The following is a 15,513-nucleotide window of genomic DNA, read 5'->3' on the forward strand; positions in this document are numbered from 1 at the left end:
CATTCCGGGTTCCGGCAGCAGCGCTTTGGTTCAGTCCTCGCCGTCGCGCTGCATCCGCTGCCGCAATTCGGTCACCTGCGATTCGACGACGGTCGCGTCGTCCGCGTCCGGCCGCTCGCCGAGATACTGCTCGAGATCCTCGAGCGCGGGGCGCAGGTAGTCGAGCCGCGCATATGCGAAACCGCGGTCGCGCACCTCGTCGAGATGCTCGGGCAACAGGATCACGAGCCGCTGCTGCACGGCAAGCAGCCGCTGCCAGCGTTCCGTCTGCAGATAGATCGTCTTCAGGTTGCGCAGCATCCGCGCGATGATCTCGCGGCTCGTCGCGGGCTGCAGCAGCGCACGCAACGCGCTGTCGACCGCGCCGGCCGCGCGCGCGACGTACGGCTCGAGCATCTCGACCATCTCGGCTTCGGACAGCGAATGGCCATTCGTCGGATCGATGATCAGGTCGCCATCCGCCAGCGTGACACGCAGCAGGAAATGGCCGGGAAACGAGACGCCGCGCGCCGGCACGCCGATCTGCTCGGCGAGTTCCAGGTACAGCACCGACAGCGAGATCGGGATCCCGCGCCGTCGCTTCAGCACGGCGTTCAGGTGGCTGTTATCGGGGTCGTAGTAATCGTTGTGATTGCACGCGAAGCCGAGCTCGCGGAAAAAGAAATCGTTCAGCGCGGCGACGCGGCCCTTCAGGTCCGCATCGTCGGTGAGCCGCCGGCGCAGCCGCGCCGCCAGCATGTCGAGTTCGGCCAGCGTGCCCTGCAGGTCGAGGTCGGGATACGCGTCCTGCGCCAGCGACAGCGCGGTTTCCGTGACGGGCAGGCTGTCGTCGTCCGCCACGAGCGTGCTGAAGTAGTCGAGGACGCGGGTCATTGCGGTCATCACTTGGCGCGCCTTCTGAAGTAAGCGTATTTGAAGCCCATCACCCACAACATACCGAAATATAGTGCAGCGAACAGCACGAGGCACGCGGCCATCAGCGCGATACGCGCGAGCGGCTGCGCGCGCAGCCCGGTCCAGTCGAAGCTGATCGCGAACCAGTGCATCGTGCCGGCAAGCACCAGCGACGCGCCCACGAGTTGCACGAAGAAGCGCGGCCAGCCCGACGACGGTTGGTAGATGCCGCGCTGCCGCAAGCCGATGAACAGCAGCAACGAGTTCAGGCACGCGCCGACGCCGATGCTCAACGTGAGACCCGCGGTGCCGAGCAGCGGTACGAACACGTAGTTCGACAATTGCGTGACGACGAGCACGCCGATCGCGATCTTCACGGGCGTCTTGATGTCCTGCTTCGCATAGAAGCCCGGCGCGAGGATCTTGATCAGGATGATGCCGACGAGGCCGATCCCGTAGGTCGCGAGCGCGCGCGCGACCATCGTGACGGTATGCGCGTCGAACTTGCCGTAGTTGAAGAGGGTTGCGGTGAGCGGCGTCGCGAAGAAGAACAGCGCGAGCGCGCTCGGCGCCGCGAGCAGGAACGTGACGCGCAGCCCCCAGTCGAGCAGCGCCGAATACTCGTGCGAATCGGCGTCGACGTGCGCCTTCGACAGGCTCGGCAGCAGGATCGTGCCGAGCGCGACGCCGAGCAGCGCGGTCGGGAATTCCATCAGGCGGTCGGCGTAGTTGATCCACGACACGGCGCCCTGCCCGAGCCGCGACGCGATGTTGGTGTTGATGATCAGCGACAGTTGCGCGACCGACACCGCGAACGTCGCCGGCACCATCTTCGCGAGCACGCGCTTCACGCCGCGGTGCCGCAGCGCGCGCAGCGGGTTGAGGCCGATCAGCGGCACCATGTCGATCTTCTTCAGGCCCGGCAACTGCACGAGGAACTGCAGCAAGCCGCCCGCGATGACGGCCCATGCGAGCGCGAACACCGGCACCTTCAGGTGCGGCGCGACGAACACGGCGGCGGCGATGAACGCGACGTTGAGCAGCACCGGCGCGAACGCGGGCAGCGAGAAGCTCTTGTACGTGTTCAGCACGCCGGACGCGAGCGTCGTCAGCGAAATGAACACGATGTACGGGAACATGATCCGCGTCATCGTGACCGCGAGCGGGAACGCCTGCCCGTCGGTGTGCAGGCCGGACGCGACCGCGAACACGACCCACGATGCGCCGACGATCCCGAGGACCGACAGCACGGCGAGCGCCCACGCAAGCACGGTCGACATCGCGTCGACGAGCGCCTTCGTCGCATCGTGCCCCTGCTGGTTCTTGAACTCGGCGAGGATCGGCACGAACGCCTGCGAGAACGCGCCTTCCGCGGACAGGCGGCGCAGCAGGTTCGGGATACGGAAGGCGACGTAGAATGCGTCGGTATATTGACTGGCACCGAACGCACGGGCGATCAGCGTCTCGCGGGCCAGTCCGGTCACGCGCGACAGCAGCGTGAAGCCGCTGACCGTCAGCAGGGCTCGGAATAGATTCATGGGGCGCTTATTATACGGACGTTGCGCGGCGCGGCACGGCCGGATGCCGAAAAGCGCACCCGCCGCACCCGCCCGGCATGCAAGGGTGACGCCAAACTTGCCACGCGCTTGATTTTGTTGCTATAATCCGCCGTTTCTGGGCTTGCCACATGCGTTGCGCCTGACGTTTCCATGTGTTGGCTCCGGTAAAATCACCGTTTTTTATGCGCCCCTGGGCAATCGCTCTCAGGGGACGGATCGAAAAGCAGCGCTTGGCCGTCTAGGCTCCAAGCTCTGGAAACAGGACAGGATAAGGAACCGTCATGGCTAACTCCGCACAAGCACGCAAGCGCGCCCGCCAAGCCGCGAAGGCAAATTCGCACAACTCGGCGCTGCGCTCGAAATTCCGTACCGCGATCAAGGCTGTTCGCAAGGCTGTCGACGCCGGCGACCAAGCCAAGGCTGCCGATCTGTTCAAGGCTGCCGTGAAGACGATCGACACGATCGCCGACAAGAAGATCGTTCACAAGAACAAGGCCGCTCGCAGCAAGAGCCGCCTGGCCGCAGCCGTCAAGGGCCTGCAGGCAGCAGCGTAAATCCGGTGCGCCCGCTCGCGCGGGCGCTCCTGTTTCCTGCGATCGCAAAAAAACCCGCCTAGGCGGGTTTTTTTGTTGCGTGCCGTCCGGGCATCACACCGGCTGACGGCAACCGAAGCGGGCGCGGCAGGCGCCTTCGCCCACCGGCATCACTTCTTCGCGTTGTAGTCCGGCAGCTCGCACGCCTCGGTAACGACGAGGTGGTTGTCCTTCGCGAAATTCAGCACGAAATCGAAAGCCATCGGCTCGATGTCGCGCAGCCGCGAATCGAGGATCACGCATTTCAGGTCGCCGAGCATGGTCGGGCGCACGTACAGCGAATACTTGAGACGCGCATTCGGGCCGCTCGCCCCCGGCCCGAAGCAGGCCATCACACCGGCCAGACGTTCCGACCAGTCGCTCGGACGAAACTTTTTCCCGTCTTTCGTGATGCCCTGGATGAAAAATTCGGTCGGAGGGGTTTCAGCCATGTGGTTACCCAAGTGACGGCCCGGCGATGCCCAGGCGACGGCGCCTGGATACGCGAACACAAAGCTGGAATGGACGGCGGCACAAGCATTTCGATATCCCGAAAACGGGGCGTCGATGCGCGCTGCCGATGTGCTGCACCGGATTTGTGCAGCGCACCGCTTGTGTCCGGCAGAGCGCGAGGAGGCTTGCCTGCCGGGCTGGAGAAAACTTTTGGATTATACCGCAGCGCGCCATCGCGCGTCGTCCCGAGGCCCTGCTTCCCGTGCCGCCGGCCGCACGCGGCGATCGTGCCCCGCTTCTCTTCGCGGCTCGTCAAAGCACAGAAAATCCTTTATGCTGCTTTGAGTTATCCACACCCGACGGCGGCGCCGTCCGGCCTCGCTGCCGGGTGAAACCCGCCGTATCTCGCTTCATGACCGCCAAAACCATTCGTCACTACCTGCAGTTCAAGGATTTCTCGCTGGAAGACTACGAGTACGTGCTCGAACGCACGGGTATCCTGAAGCGCAAGTTCAAGAACTACGAGACCTATCACCCGCTGCACGACCGCACGCTCGCGATGATCTTCGAGAAGAGCTCGACGCGCACGCGCCTGTCGTTCGAGGCTGGGATCTTCCAGCTCGGCGGCCACGCCGTCTTCATGAGCACGCGCGACACGCAGCTCGGCCGCGGCGAACCCGTCGAGGATTCCGCGCAGGTCATCTCGCGGATGGTCGACATCATCATGATCCGCACGTTCGAGCAGGAGGTCATCCAGCGCTTCGCGGAAAATTCCCGCGTGCCGGTGATCAACGGCCTGACGAACGACTACCACCCGTGCCAGGTGCTCGCCGACATCTTCACGTACTACGAGCACCGCGGCCCGATCGCCGGCAAGACCGTCGCGTGGGTCGGCGACGCGAACAACATGCTCTACACGTGGATCGAAGCCGCGCAGATCCTCGGCTTCAAGCTGCGTCTGTCGACGCCGCCCGGCTACGCGCTCGACATGAAGCTCGTGTCGCCCGGCAGCGCGCCGTTCTACGAGGTGTGCGACGATCCGAACGAAGCGTGCAAGGGCGCCGATCTCGTGACGACCGACGTGTGGACGAGCATGGGCTTCGAGGCCGAGAACGAGGCACGCATGCAGGCCTTCGCCGACTGGTGCGTCGACGAGGAAATGATGGGCCACGCGAACCCGGACGCGCTCTTCATGCACTGCCTGCCCGCGCACCGCGGCGAGGAAGTGACGGCCGGCGTGATCGACGGCCCGCAGAGCGTCGTGTGGGACGAGGCGGAAAACCGCTTGCACGTGCAGAAGGCGCTGATGGAGTTCCTGCTGCTCGGCCGCCTCAAGCACTGACGCGCCGGAACCCGGTAATCCGTAAAAAAGCGCCGATCGACGATCGGCGCTTTTTTATTGGGTGCGCGAAAAACGGCGCGGAACCCGCGTTACAGGCAGACCGGTTCGGGCTCGAGTTCGACGCCGAAATGCTCGCGCACGTCGGCCTGGATCGCCCGCGCCAGCGCAAGCACGTCGGCCCCCGTCGCGCCGCCGCGATTGACGAGCACGAGCGCCTGGCGGTCGTGCACGGCCGCCGCACCCAGCACGCGCCCCTTCCAGCCGCAGCGGTCGATCAGCCAACCGGCCGCGAGCTTCACGTGCCCGTCCGGCTGCAGATACGACACGACATCCGGCGCACGGGCCCGCAGCGCATCGAACTGCGCCGCGTCGATCACCGGATTCTTGAAGAAACTGCCCGCGTTGCCGAGGACGAGCGGATCGGGCAGCTTCGCGCGGCGGATCGCGACGACCGCGTCGAACACGTCGCGCGGCGTCGCCGCATCGGGCGCAATACCGCACGCGTCGAGCTGGCGCGTGACGTCCGCGTAGCCGAGCCGCGACTTCCATTGCCTGGGCAGCCGGAACGTCACCGACACGATCGCGAACCGGCCGCGCCCTTCCCGCTTGAAGAAGCTGTCCCGGTAGCCGAACCCGCAGCGTGCGGCGTCGAAGCGCTCGCTGCGCCCCGTCGCAAGCTCGACCGCGACCAGCGAGTCGAAATACGCCTTCATCTCGAGGCCGTACGCGCCGATGTTCTGGATCGGCGCGGCACCCACGGTGCCCGGGATCAGCGCGAGATTCTCGAGGCCCGGCATCCCGTGCTCGAGCGTCCACGCAACGAATGCGTGCCAGTTCTCGCCGCCGCCTGCCTCGACGTACCACGCGTCGTCGTCCTCGCGCACGACGCGGCGGCCCGCGATCTCGTCGAGCAGCACGACGCCGTCGAAATCGCGCGTGAACACGACATTGCTGCCGCCGCCAAGCACGAGCTGCGGCAGGCGCGCGACGCGCGGGTCGCGATGCAGCGCCTCGAACTGCGACGCGTGCGTGATGCGCGCGGCAACGCGCGCCCTCGCGTCGATGCCGAACGTGTTGTGCGCGGCGAGCGGATGGTCGGGAAGCAGCGACAGGGCGGAATCGTCAGGAGGCATCGGCATTCGCGGTCACGTCCGCCCGGACGGCACACGGCCGGCCTTGGGCAAACGGAAGGGCATCGGTAAAATGGCAAACAGTCCGCAATTATAGCGAGTGCCCGCGCGCGAGCCGGGCACCCGCATCTCAAGGGAGAATGCCATGCCATCGTTCGACGTCGTTTCCGAAGCGAACATGATCGAAGTGAAGAACGCCATCGAGCAGTCGAACAAGGAAATTTCGACGCGCTTCGACTTCAAGGGCTCCGACGCGCGCGTCGAGCAGAAGGAACGCGAGCTGACGCTGTTCGCCGACGACGATTTCAAGCTCGGCCAGGTCAAGGACGTGCTGATCGGCAAGCTGGCCAAGCGTAACGTCGACGTGCGCTTCCTCGACTACGGCAAGGTCGAGAAGATCGGCGGCGACAAGGTCAAGCAGATCGTCACCGTGAAAAAAGGCGTGACGGGCGATCTCGCGAAGAAGATCGTGCGGCTCGTGAAGGACAGCAAGATCAAGGTGCAGGCGAGCATCCAGGGCGACGCCGTGCGCATATCGGGCACGAAGCGCGACGACCTGCAAAGCACGATCGCGATGCTGCGCAAGGATGTGACCGACACGCCGCTCGACTTCAACAACTTCCGCGACTGATCGGCCGCCGATCCGCCACGTCATCACGCCGGGCCCCGCACGCGCGGCGCGCCCGGCACGCGGCAACCGCCGCCTCAGGCTTTCCCGCCATCCTGCGCGCCGCCGTTCGCGGCCGCCTTCTTCTTGTCGCCGATCCGGCTCTCCTGCCCTGCGAGCAGCTTCGAAATGTTGCCGCGGTGACGCCACACGAGCAGTACGCTCATCGCAAGCACGGCCCACGCGACCGGGTTGTGGCCCGTGCCGAACAGGAACACGTCGAACACCGGCGCGAACACGGCCGCCACCAGCGCCGCGAGCGACGAATAACGGAAGAAGAACGCGACGATCAGCCAGGTCAGCGCGGTCGCGAGCCCGAGCACCGGGTGCACGGCGAGCAGCACGCCAGCCGCGGTCGCGACGCCCTTGCCGCCCTGGAAGCGGAAGAACACCGGATACAGGTGGCCGAGGAACACGGCGATCGCGACCCATGCGACCGCGACGTCGGGCAGGCCGAGGCGCCGCGCGAGCCAGACGGCGATCCAGCCCTTGAACGCGTCGCCGACGAGCGTCAGGATCGCGGCCTTCTTGTTGCCGCTGCGCAGCACGTTGGTCGCGCCGGGATTCTTCGACCCGTACGAACGCGGGTCGGCCAGGCCCATCGTGGCGCTGACGACGACGGCGAACGACACCGAGCCGATCAGGTAGGCAACGAGGGCGGCGAGCAGGATCTGCATGCGGAGGACTCTTCTTTCAACGTATCGGTAAAGGGACGGCTATGCGCGGCAAGCCGAAACGGCGCCCATTCTACCGAACGAGCGCGGCCTGCCATGAAGGTGAAACCCTCAGTCGACGCTCGCGCACTGCACAGGCTGCGCGCCGAGCAGCGACGTGAGCACCGCCGGCTCGAGGCTGACGAGGTAGCCGCGACGCCCGCCGTTCAGGTAGATCGTCGGCAATTCGAGGATCGTCGCCTCGACGTAGACGGGCATCGTCTTGCGCGTGCCGAACGGCGACGTGCCGCCGACGAGATAGCCCGAATGGCGGTTCGCGACCTCGGGCTTGCACGGCTCGACGCGCTTCGCGCCGATCTGCCGCGCGAGGTTCTTCGTCGACACGGTGCGGTTGCCGTGCATCAGCACGATCAGCGGCTTCGCGTGCTCATCCTCCATCACGAGCGTCTTCACGACACAGTGCTCATCGACGCCGAGCTGGCGCGCCGATTCGCCGGTGCCGCCGTGCTCGACGTATTCGTAAGGATGCTCGCCGAACGCGACCCCGTGACGGCGCAACAGCTGGGTCGCGGGAGTTTCGGACACGTGTCTGGATTTGCTCATGGCGGCATTCTAATGGCGAACGCTCGGCGGGCGGGCAATGGCGCGCCGGCGGTATACTCGCCGCCCGTTTTCCGCCGGCCGGCCTCCCGCATCGCCGCAACGATTCCGCCCGTCATCATTGCGGACCTCGCGAAGCGCTATTGCCCGATTGGCCGATTGTGGCGCGCGCGTCGTCATGGCACGATCGTTCGCAAACATCGTCAGCCGCCGCCCCTTTTCTGGAGACGCCATGCCCTCGCCCACCCGTTCATCCGAGCCGCTCGACGTCGATGCGCTGCTCGCCGCGCTGCCTCGCCGCATCGCCGACGTGCCCGCGCGCTGGGCCGCGCATGCGCCCGCGCACCCGGCGCTGATCGAGGACGCGCGCCGCCTGTCGTACGGCGACCTGTCGCAGGCCGTCGATGCGGCGGCCGCGCTGCTCGCGAGCCTCGGCGTGCAAGGCGGCGACCGCGTGATGATCGTCGCCGAAAACTGCGTCGCGCAGATCGTGTTGCTGTTCGCGGTCGCCCGCATCGACGCGTGGGCGCTCGTGTCGAACGCGCGGCTGTCGGCCGGCGAACTCGATGCGATCACCGCGCACGCGCGTCCGAAGCTGATCGCGTTCGCGACGGACCCATCGCCCGATGCGCGCGCGCATGCCGCGCGGCACGGCGCGACGCCCGCCGCCGCGCTGCCGGTCGACATCGGCGCGTGGTCGTATCACGTCGACGCGAGCGCGCCGCGCGAACCGGTGGCCGCCGACGGCGCCGCGCAATGTGCGGCGCTGATCTACACGACCGGCACGACAGGCGCACCGAAAGGCGTGATGCTGTCGCACCGCAACCTGCTGTTCATCGCGGCGACGTCGAGCACGCTGCGCCGCGTGTCGCCCGACGACGTCGTCTACACGGTGCTGCCGGTGTCGCATGTGTACGGGCTCGCGTCGGTCTGCCTCGGCAGCCTGTACGCGGGCGCGACGCTGCGGCTCGCCCCGCGCTTTGCGCCGGAAGCCGTGCGCGTCGCGCTCGCCGACGAAGGCGTCACGATCTTCCAGGGCGTACCCGCGATGCACGCGAAGCTGCTCGAACACCTGCACACGCACGGCCACGCATGGCATGCGCCGCGGCTGCGCTTCGCGTATTCGGGCGGCTCGCCGCTCGACGCGAACCTGAAGGCGCGCGTCGAGCGCCTGTACGGCGTGCCGCTGCACAACGGCTACGGAATGACCGAAAGCAGCCCGACGATCACGCAGACGCCGCTCGACGCGCCGCGCGCCGACAGTTCGGTCGGCGTGCCGATTCCGGGCGTGGACATGCGCATCGTCGCGCCGGACGGCACCGACGTGCCGCAAGGCGAAGTCGGCGAGATCCGCGTGCGCGGGCCGAACGTGATGCTCGGCTACTACCGCAACGCGGACGCGACGCGCGCGGCCGTCTCGCCGGACGGCTGGCTGAGCACTGGCGATCTCGCACGGCAGGAGGCGGACGGCGCGGTGACGATCGCGGGCCGCAGCAAGGAGTTGATCATCCGGTCAGGCTTCAACGTGTATCCGGTCGAAGTCGAACAGGTGCTGAACGCGCATCCGGACGTCGTACAGGCTGCCGTCATCGGCCGCGCGGTCGAAGGCAACGAGGAAGTGCTCGCGTTCGTCGAGCGGGTGCCGGGCACCGCGGCGGACGAAGCGGCGTTGCACGCATGGTGCGCGGAGCGGCTCGCGCCTTACAAACGCCCTGCGCATATCCGCGTGCTCGACGCGCTGCCGGCCGCGTCGACGGGCAAGGTGCTGAAGCACAAGCTGCGCGAGCTGATCTGACGCCGGCCGACGCGCACGACGGAGCGCGCCGCGCCGGACGCGCGCTAGCCGCGCGGGTGGTGTTGCGCGTGCAGCGTCTTCAGCCGCTCGCGCGCGACGTGCGTATAGATCTGCGTGGTCGAGATGTCGCTGTGGCCGAGCAGCATCTGCACGACGCGCAGGTCGGCGCCGTGGTTCAGCAGGTGCGTCGCGAACGCATGCCGCAGCGTGTGCGGCGACAGGTGCGCGCGCACATCGGCCTGCTGCGCGTGGCGCTTGATGATGTTCCAGAACTGCTGGCGCGTCATCCCGTCGCCGCGCGCGGTCACGAACAGCGCGTCGGCCGCGCGCGCGCCGAGCAGCGCCGGCCGCGCGTCGCGCAGGTAGCGCTCGATCCAGTCGTGCGCCATTTCGCCGAACGGCACGAGCCGCTCCTTCGAGCCCTTGCCCATCACGCGCACGACACCCTCGTTGAGGCCGACCTCGACGGTCTTCAGCGTCACGAGCTCGCTCACGCGCAGCCCGCTCGCGTACATCAGCTCGAGCATCGTGCGATCGCGCAGGCCGAGCGGCGTGCCGATGTCGGGCGCGCCGAGCAGCGCCTCGACCTGCGCCTCGGACAGCGTCGACGGAAACCTGGCCGCCTGTTTCGCGGACGTGATCCGCAGCGTCGGGTCGGCGCTCGCGCGATGCTCGCGCACGGCCCAGCCGTAATAGCGACGGAACACGGACAGCCGCCGGTTCGACGACGTCGCCTTGCCGTCGCTGCGCGCGGCAATGTAGCCCGTCACCATCGCCTCGTCGGCCGAATCGAGCGGCGCGTCGTGCGTCGCGGCCAGCCATTGGGAAAACAGCACCAGATCGCGCCGGTACGCGTCGAGCGTGTTGCGCGCGAGCCCGTGCTCGAGCCACAGCGCATCGCAGAACACGTCGATCGACGCACGGCTCGCGAGCAGCGCGGGCGATGCCGCGGCTGCATCGCCGTCGGCTTCGGGGGAAATCAGCGGTTCGCTCATCGGTACGGCACGCCCTCGTGCGCCAGCAGCCAGCGCTTCACCTTCTGGTAATAACCATTGTCGTCGTGGTTCGCGAAGCCGCCGAGGCCGCCGGCCGCGACCACGCGATGGCACGGAATCACGAGCGGGAAGTAGTTCGCGCCGCACGCCTGGCCGACCGCGCGCGGCGCGCTGCCGATCCGCTTCGCGACCTGGCCGTAGGTCAGCACCGTGCCGGGCGGGATATCGCTGATCACGTTCCACACGCGGTGCTGGAATGCGCTGCCGACTTCGGCGAGCGGCAGGTCGAAGCGCGCCGACGCACGCTCGAAATAACGTTCGATCTGCTTGACCGCGCGCTTCGCGAGCGGCGAGTCCGGCTCGACCGACTTCACCGATTCGGGCAGATAGACGATCTCGCGCACCACCGCGGCGTCCGTGCGGATGCCGACCTTGCCGAACGGCGCGTCGATGACTGCATTGAACATTGCCCCTCCTGACCGATGGATGCGCGCGACACCGCCGCGCGCCGACGACACTTTACGCCGCCTTCACGCGGCACGCAGCGCCCATTCGACATGCTCGCGCACGACCGGCGACCGATCGTCGGCCCGCGCGCGCAACGCGGCGACGATCGCGTCGCGCGCCTGCGGCGCGAGCCGGTCGGCGCCCGTGCGCAGCGCATTGCCGAGCCCGACCGCGAGATTGCGCAGCCAGCTTTCGTAGCCGATGCGCCGGATCGCGCTGCCCTGCATCCGCGTATCGAACGCGTCGGCGTCCCACGCGAACAGCTCGACGAGCGTCGCGCGATCGAGGCCGTGCCGCACGTCGAAATCGGCAACGGGTGCGGCCTGCGCGAACTTGTTCCACGGGCACACGAGCTGGCAGTCGTCGCAGCCGTACACGCGATTGCCGATCATCGGCCGCAGTGGTTCGGGGATGCTGCCTTTCAGTTCGATCGTCAGGTACGAGATGCAGCGGCGCGCGTCGACGCGGTACGGCTCGACGATCGCACCGGTCGGGCAGGCGTCGATGCAGCGCGTGCAACTGCCGCAGTGCGCGCCGGGCGTCTCGGGCGCGGTGTCGGGCGACGTGTGCGCGTCGGTCGGCAGCGGAATGTCGACGTAGATCTCGCCGAGGAAGAACAGCGAGCCGGCATCGCGCTGCAGCAGCAGCGTGTGCTTGCCACGCCAGCCGACGCCGGCCTTCTGCGCGAGTTCGACCTCGAGCACGGGTGCCGAATCGGTGAACACGCGATAGCCGAACGCGCCGATCTCGCCTTCGATACGCTCCGCGAGGGTCTGCAGCCGGTTGCGCAGCACCTTGTGATAGTCGCGGCCACGCGCATAGATCGACACGACGGCCGCCTGCGGATCATCGAGCCGCGCCCGTTCGCGCGCGCGCCAGTCGTGCGGCGCGAGCGCGCCCGGCTCGCCGCCGGGCGCGCCGGCGTCGAGCGTTTCGGCCGGCAGGTAGGCGAGCCGCACGGAGATCACGCGTCGCGTACCGGCCACAAGTTCGGCCGGCCGCGCGCGTTTCATCCCGTGTTTCGCCATATAATCCATTTCGCCGTGGCATCCGGCTTCCAGCCAGGCGGCGAGGCCTGCTTCGGCATCCGAGAGATCGGTACCGCTGATGCCGATCGCCCCGAAACCCAATTCGCGCCCCCACGCCCTGATGCGAGCGGCGAGCGCAGTCAACGCCGCATCATCGAGCGCGCACGGCGCCGCGCCTTCGGCACGAGTCGAAGGCTTGTCGGATGCAGAGAGTTCCGGTAATCGGTTCATCGCACTATTTTACGAGAATGCCAGCTACGTCCAGTCATACGCCTCATGACGCCATGCTGTCCGCCCCATTCGCGGAGCGCGTGATCGCGCTCGCTGACCAAGCGGCGACCGAGGCCTTCGGCACCCGTTTCGCGCACGCGCTCGACGCGGCGCGCGCCGATCTCGCCCGCGCGCACGCGTTCGACGGGCTGCAGATCCAGCTGGTCGGCGATCTCGGCGCGGGCAAGACGAGCCTCGTGCGAGCCATCCTGCGCGGCCTCGGCCACCCGGGACGCGTGCGCAGCCCGACCTATACGCTCGTCGAGCCGTACGCGCTCGAACGCGACGATGGGGAACTTGAGGTCTATCACTTCGATCTGTATCGATTCAATGATCCGGCCGAATGGTCCGACGCAGGCTTTCGCGAATATTTCAATTCCAGCGCGATCTGCCTCGTCGAATGGCCGCAACAGGCGGGCGCGCTGCTCGGCGTGCCCGATCTGGTCTTCTCGCTCGACGTGGATGGCGACGGCCGCGCCCTCACCGTCCGGGCGTATAGCGCTTCAGGAAAGGCATGTCTCGAAAGATGTTGATCAAACCGTTCCGCTCGATCGAATCGGCGGCCACCGCGACGCACAACTGGCGGCGCCGCCAGATCCTGTGCGCGGGCGCGTCGACGCTGGTGCTCGGTCTCGTCGCCCCGCGGCTCGCGCACGCGTCGTCGGTGCTCGGCGTGCGCGTCTGGCCCGCGCGCGATTACACGCGCGTCACGATCGAATCCGACCAGCCGCTGCAGAATAGCCAACAGCTGCTGCAGGGTCCCGACCGTCTCGTCGTCGACCTGACCGGCCTCGATCTCGACCAGGCGCTGCGCGACCTCGTGTCGAAGATCGCGCCGAACGATCCGCAGATCCAGTCGGTGCGCGTCGGCCAGTATCAGCCGCACGTCGTGCGGATGGTGTTCGACCTGAAAGGCTCGGTAAAGCCGCAGGTGTTCACGCTGCCGCCGGTTGGCACCTACAAGTACCGGCTCGTGTTCGACCTGTATCCGGCCGTCGCGCCCGATCCGCTGACCGACCTGATCGCGCAGACGGAACGCAAGGAGCAGGCGCTCAACGACACGGCGCGCGCGCAGCAGATGCAGCCGCCGACCGCGCTGAACGGGCCGGGCGCACCGCCGCCGCCCGCCGCGGGCGACAACAGCGACGCGTTCTTCCAGCGCTTCGCGCAGAACACGCCGCGCACGCCGCCGGCCGCCGGCGCGCCTTCGACGCCCGCGAAGCCGGCCGTCAAGCCGCCGCCCGTCATCGCGCGCCGCGACGACAGCGACGACGACGGCGACACCTACAAGTTCACCGCGCCGAAATCCGGCAAGGGCGGCACCGTGCGCCTGCTGACGGTCGCGATCGATCCGGGCCACGGCGGCGAGGATCCGGGCGCGATCGGCGGCGGCGGCACGTACGAGAAGCACATCGCGCTCGACATCGCGAAGAAGCTGCGCGCGAAGATCGACGGGGCGCCGAACATGCGCGCGATGATGACCCGCGACGCCGACTTCTTCGTGCCGCTGAACGTGCGCGTGCAGAAGGCGCGCCGCGTGGGCGCCGACCTGTTCGTGTCGATCCACGCCGATGCGTTCACGACGCCGTCCGCGCGCGGCTCGTCGGTGTTCGCGCTATCCGACCACGGCGCGACGAGCGCCGCCGCGCGCTGGATGGCGAACAAGGAGAATTCGTCCGACCTGATCGGCGGCATCAATATCAAGACAGCGGATGCGGCCGTGAACCGCGCGCTGTTCGACATGTCGACGACCGCGCAGATCCGCGACTCGCTGCGCTACGGCAACTACGTGCTGAAGGAAGTCGGCGGCATCAACAAGCTGCACAAGGGCTCGGTCGAGCAAGCCGGGTTCGCGGTGCTGAAGGCGCCCGACATTCCGTCGATCCTCGTCGAGACCGCGTTCATCAGCAACCCGGACGAAGAGCGCAGGCTCAACGACGAAAGCTATCGCGACGAGATGGCCGACGCGATCTTCCGCGGCATCAAGCGTTATTTCGCCGCGAATCCGCCGCTCGCGAAGAACCGGATGGCCTGACGGCTTCCCTGGCCGTCCCTTCCCTGCCGCCGGCACGCAGCGCGTGCTGGCGCGTCACGACGCCGCGAAGCGGCGCATCAGTTTCCCGCCGAACACGTTCACCGCGAGCCCGCCCATCACGAGCGCCGTGCCGATCAGCTGCGTGCGCGTCAGATGCTCGTCGAGCAGCAGCGACGACGACGCGAGCCCGACGATCGGCACCAGCAGCGAGAACTGCGCGACCTGCGCGGCCGGGTAGCGCGACAGCAGGCGGCTCCACAGCCCGTAGCCGAGCAGCGTCGCGACGAACGCGAGATAGACGACCGCGAAGATCGATGCGCCGTTCAGCCCGGCGAGCGCGGTCGCGATCCGCTGCGGCCCTTCGAACCACAGCGACAGCAGGAAGAACGGCACGGGCGGCACGAGGCTCGCCCACACGACGAGCGACACGAGGTTCGCACGGCCGACCTTCTTCGTGACGATATTGCCGAACGCCCACATCGCGGCCGAGCAGATGGTCAGCAGGAAGCCCGCGAGCGTCATCGCGTGGCCACCCTGCGCCGCGATCACGACGAGCCCGCCCGCGGCGATCGCGAGCCCGAACAGGTTCTGCACGTGCAGCCGCTCGCCGAGGAACAGCATCGCGAACACGAGCGTGAAGAACGCCTGCGACTGCAGCACGAGCGACGCGAGGCCGGCCGGCATGCCGACGTACATGCCGGTGAACAGGAACACGAACTGGCCGAGCTGGATCGTCGCGCCGTACAGCACCAGCAGGCGCCACGGAATCTGCGGCCGGCGCACGAAGAACACCGCGGGCACGGCCGCGAGCGTGAAGCGCAGCGCGCCGAGCAGCATCGGCGGCATGCCGTGCAGGCCGACCTTGATCACGACGAAGTTCACGCCCCACGCCAGGATCACGACCAGCGCAAGCAGCAAGTCCTTCGGGGCCATCATCGGCGTCTCCTCGATTGTCGAATCGTTGTGCAAAGTGCCCCCGGCCCTGTCGCTTC

At 67.7% G+C, this 15,513-nt stretch carries 16 protein-coding genes; 6 read left to right on the forward strand and 10 right to left on the reverse strand.

Annotated features, from left to right (window positions below):
- Positions 1–30: 30 nt before the first annotated feature.
- Positions 31–873 carry a SirB1 family protein gene (locus CUJ89_RS14230; protein WP_114178619.1) on the reverse strand — a complete coding sequence of 281 codons (843 nt, stop codon included), beginning with the start codon at positions 871–873 and terminating at the stop codon, positions 31–33.
- An 8-nt stretch (positions 874–881) separates the two neighbouring features.
- Complete coding sequence (gene murJ / locus CUJ89_RS14235; RefSeq protein WP_114177873.1) at positions 882–2,432, reverse strand: murein biosynthesis integral membrane protein MurJ; 1,551 nt, start codon at positions 2,430–2,432, stop codon at positions 882–884.
- 302 nt (positions 2,433–2,734) lie between these two features.
- On the opposite strand from murJ, the gene rpsT reads away from it, so the two are divergent.
- Positions 2,735–3,007, forward strand: coding sequence for a 30S ribosomal protein S20 (rpsT, locus tag CUJ89_RS14240; RefSeq protein WP_011352994.1), 273 nt, complete (start codon positions 2,735–2,737; stop codon positions 3,005–3,007).
- Between the two features lie 149 nt (positions 3,008–3,156).
- Here the strand turns inward: rpsT and CUJ89_RS14245 are convergent, their stop codons facing one another.
- The gene (locus CUJ89_RS14245) at positions 3,157–3,477 is read right to left on the reverse strand and encodes a DUF3579 domain-containing protein (protein ID WP_114177874.1); all 321 of its coding nucleotides are present in this window, start codon (positions 3,475–3,477) and stop codon (positions 3,157–3,159) included.
- Between the two features lie 413 nt (positions 3,478–3,890).
- On the opposite strand from CUJ89_RS14245, the gene argF reads away from it, so the two are divergent.
- Complete coding sequence (gene argF / locus CUJ89_RS14255; protein ID WP_114177875.1) at positions 3,891–4,820, forward strand: ornithine carbamoyltransferase; 930 nt, start codon at positions 3,891–3,893, stop codon at positions 4,818–4,820.
- 89 nt (positions 4,821–4,909) lie between these two features.
- Here the strand turns inward: argF and murB are convergent, their stop codons facing one another.
- Positions 4,910–5,959, reverse strand: a complete 1,050-nt coding sequence (gene murB, locus CUJ89_RS14260) for a UDP-N-acetylmuramate dehydrogenase (RefSeq protein WP_114177876.1) — start codon at positions 5,957–5,959, stop codon at positions 4,910–4,912.
- 136 nt (positions 5,960–6,095) lie between these two features.
- Here murB and CUJ89_RS14265 point away from each other — a divergent pair, with 136 nt between their 5' ends.
- Complete coding sequence (locus CUJ89_RS14265) at positions 6,096–6,581, forward strand: YajQ family cyclic di-GMP-binding protein (protein WP_006482217.1); 486 nt, start codon at positions 6,096–6,098, stop codon at positions 6,579–6,581.
- 74 nt (positions 6,582–6,655) lie between these two features.
- On the opposite strand, the gene plsY is transcribed toward CUJ89_RS14265, so the two are convergent.
- Together plsY and ybaK are read right to left on the reverse strand one after the other, a co-directional pair.
- Positions 6,656–7,294, reverse strand: coding sequence for a glycerol-3-phosphate 1-O-acyltransferase PlsY (gene plsY, locus CUJ89_RS14270; RefSeq protein WP_114177877.1), 639 nt, complete (start codon positions 7,292–7,294; stop codon positions 6,656–6,658).
- A 108-nt stretch (positions 7,295–7,402) separates the two neighbouring features.
- Positions 7,403–7,894 (reverse strand): Cys-tRNA(Pro) deacylase, encoded by a 492-nt coding sequence (ybaK, locus tag CUJ89_RS14275; RefSeq protein ID WP_114177878.1) that lies wholly within the window; start codon positions 7,892–7,894, stop codon positions 7,403–7,405.
- A gap of 229 nt (positions 7,895–8,123) precedes the next feature.
- Here ybaK and CUJ89_RS14280 point away from each other — a divergent pair, with 229 nt between their 5' ends.
- A complete protein-coding gene (locus tag CUJ89_RS14280; protein WP_114177879.1) occupies positions 8,124–9,686 on the forward strand; it encodes a class I adenylate-forming enzyme family protein in 1,563 nt (520 codons plus the stop codon).
- A gap of 44 nt (positions 9,687–9,730) precedes the next feature.
- Here CUJ89_RS14280 and xerD read toward each other — a convergent pair whose 3' ends face one another.
- The 3 genes from xerD to queG all read right to left on the reverse strand — a co-directional run bounded on the left by xerD (position 9,731) and on the right by queG (position 12,447).
- A complete protein-coding gene (xerD, locus tag CUJ89_RS14285) occupies positions 9,731–10,681 on the reverse strand; it encodes a site-specific tyrosine recombinase XerD (protein WP_114177880.1) in 951 nt (316 codons plus the stop codon).
- Positions 10,678–11,148: a methylated-DNA--[protein]-cysteine S-methyltransferase gene (locus tag CUJ89_RS14290; protein ID WP_114177881.1), complete on the reverse strand. Its 471-nt coding sequence runs from the start codon at positions 11,146–11,148 to the stop codon at positions 10,678–10,680. The genes xerD and CUJ89_RS14290 overlap by 4 nt, the downstream gene beginning before the upstream one ends.
- Before the next feature lie 63 nt (positions 11,149–11,211).
- The gene (gene queG / locus CUJ89_RS14295) at positions 11,212–12,447 is read right to left on the reverse strand and encodes a tRNA epoxyqueuosine(34) reductase QueG (protein WP_114177882.1); all 1,236 of its coding nucleotides are present in this window, start codon (positions 12,445–12,447) and stop codon (positions 11,212–11,214) included.
- Between the two features lie 17 nt (positions 12,448–12,464).
- Here queG and tsaE point away from each other — a divergent pair, with 17 nt between their 5' ends.
- Positions 12,465–13,019, forward strand: coding sequence for a tRNA (adenosine(37)-N6)-threonylcarbamoyltransferase complex ATPase subunit type 1 TsaE (tsaE, locus tag CUJ89_RS14300; RefSeq protein ID WP_114177883.1), 555 nt, complete (start codon positions 12,465–12,467; stop codon positions 13,017–13,019).
- Complete coding sequence (locus CUJ89_RS14305) at positions 13,001–14,521, forward strand: N-acetylmuramoyl-L-alanine amidase (protein WP_114177884.1); 1,521 nt, start codon at positions 13,001–13,003, stop codon at positions 14,519–14,521. The genes tsaE and CUJ89_RS14305 overlap by 19 nt, the downstream gene beginning before the upstream one ends.
- A gap of 54 nt (positions 14,522–14,575) precedes the next feature.
- Here CUJ89_RS14305 and CUJ89_RS14310 read toward each other — a convergent pair whose 3' ends face one another.
- Positions 14,576–15,454: an EamA family transporter gene (locus tag CUJ89_RS14310; protein WP_201752313.1), complete on the reverse strand. Its 879-nt coding sequence runs from the start codon at positions 15,452–15,454 to the stop codon at positions 14,576–14,578.
- Positions 15,455–15,513 lie beyond the last annotated feature (59 nt).

The organism is Burkholderia pyrrocinia (genome assembly GCF_003330765.1).
GTDB lineage: Bacteria > Pseudomonadota > Gammaproteobacteria > Burkholderiales > Burkholderiaceae > Burkholderia > Burkholderia pyrrocinia_B.

Bases quoted from the DNA above. Each gene is read 5' to 3' on its own strand.
- ybaK (WP_114177878.1), bottom strand. From the start codon at position 7,894: ATGAGCAAATCCAGACACGTGTCCGAAACTCCCGCGACCCAGCTGTTG.
- murJ (WP_114177873.1), bottom strand. From the start codon at position 2,432: ATGAATCTATTCCGAGCCCTGCTGACGGTCAGCGGCTTCACGCTGCTG.
- CUJ89_RS14265 (WP_006482217.1), top strand. From the start codon at position 6,096: ATGCCATCGTTCGACGTCGTTTCCGAAGCGAACATGATCGAAGTGAAG.
- plsY (WP_114177877.1), bottom strand. From the start codon at position 7,294: ATGCAGATCCTGCTCGCCGCCCTCGTTGCCTACCTGATCGGCTCGGTG.
- CUJ89_RS14310 (WP_201752313.1), bottom strand. From the start codon at position 15,454: ATGGCCCCGAAGGACTTGCTGCTTGCGCTGGTCGTGATCCTGGCGTGG.
- argF (WP_114177875.1), top strand. From the start codon at position 3,891: ATGACCGCCAAAACCATTCGTCACTACCTGCAGTTCAAGGATTTCTCG.
- tsaE (WP_114177883.1), top strand. From the start codon at position 12,465: ATGCCAGCTACGTCCAGTCATACGCCTCATGACGCCATGCTGTCCGCC.
- murB (WP_114177876.1), bottom strand. From the start codon at position 5,959: ATGCCGATGCCTCCTGACGATTCCGCCCTGTCGCTGCTTCCCGACCAT.
- CUJ89_RS14290 (WP_114177881.1), bottom strand. From the start codon at position 11,148: ATGTTCAATGCAGTCATCGACGCGCCGTTCGGCAAGGTCGGCATCCGC.
- CUJ89_RS14280 (WP_114177879.1), top strand. From the start codon at position 8,124: ATGCCCTCGCCCACCCGTTCATCCGAGCCGCTCGACGTCGATGCGCTG.
- CUJ89_RS14305 (WP_114177884.1), top strand. From the start codon at position 13,001: ATGTCTCGAAAGATGTTGATCAAACCGTTCCGCTCGATCGAATCGGCG.
- xerD (WP_114177880.1), bottom strand. From the start codon at position 10,681: ATGAGCGAACCGCTGATTTCCCCCGAAGCCGACGGCGATGCAGCCGCG.
- rpsT (WP_011352994.1), top strand. From the start codon at position 2,735: ATGGCTAACTCCGCACAAGCACGCAAGCGCGCCCGCCAAGCCGCGAAG.
- CUJ89_RS14245 (WP_114177874.1), bottom strand. From the start codon at position 3,477: ATGGCTGAAACCCCTCCGACCGAATTTTTCATCCAGGGCATCACGAAA.
- queG (WP_114177882.1), bottom strand. From the start codon at position 12,447: ATGAACCGATTACCGGAACTCTCTGCATCCGACAAGCCTTCGACTCGT.
- CUJ89_RS14230 (WP_114178619.1), bottom strand. From the start codon at position 873: ATGACCCGCGTCCTCGACTACTTCAGCACGCTCGTGGCGGACGACGAC.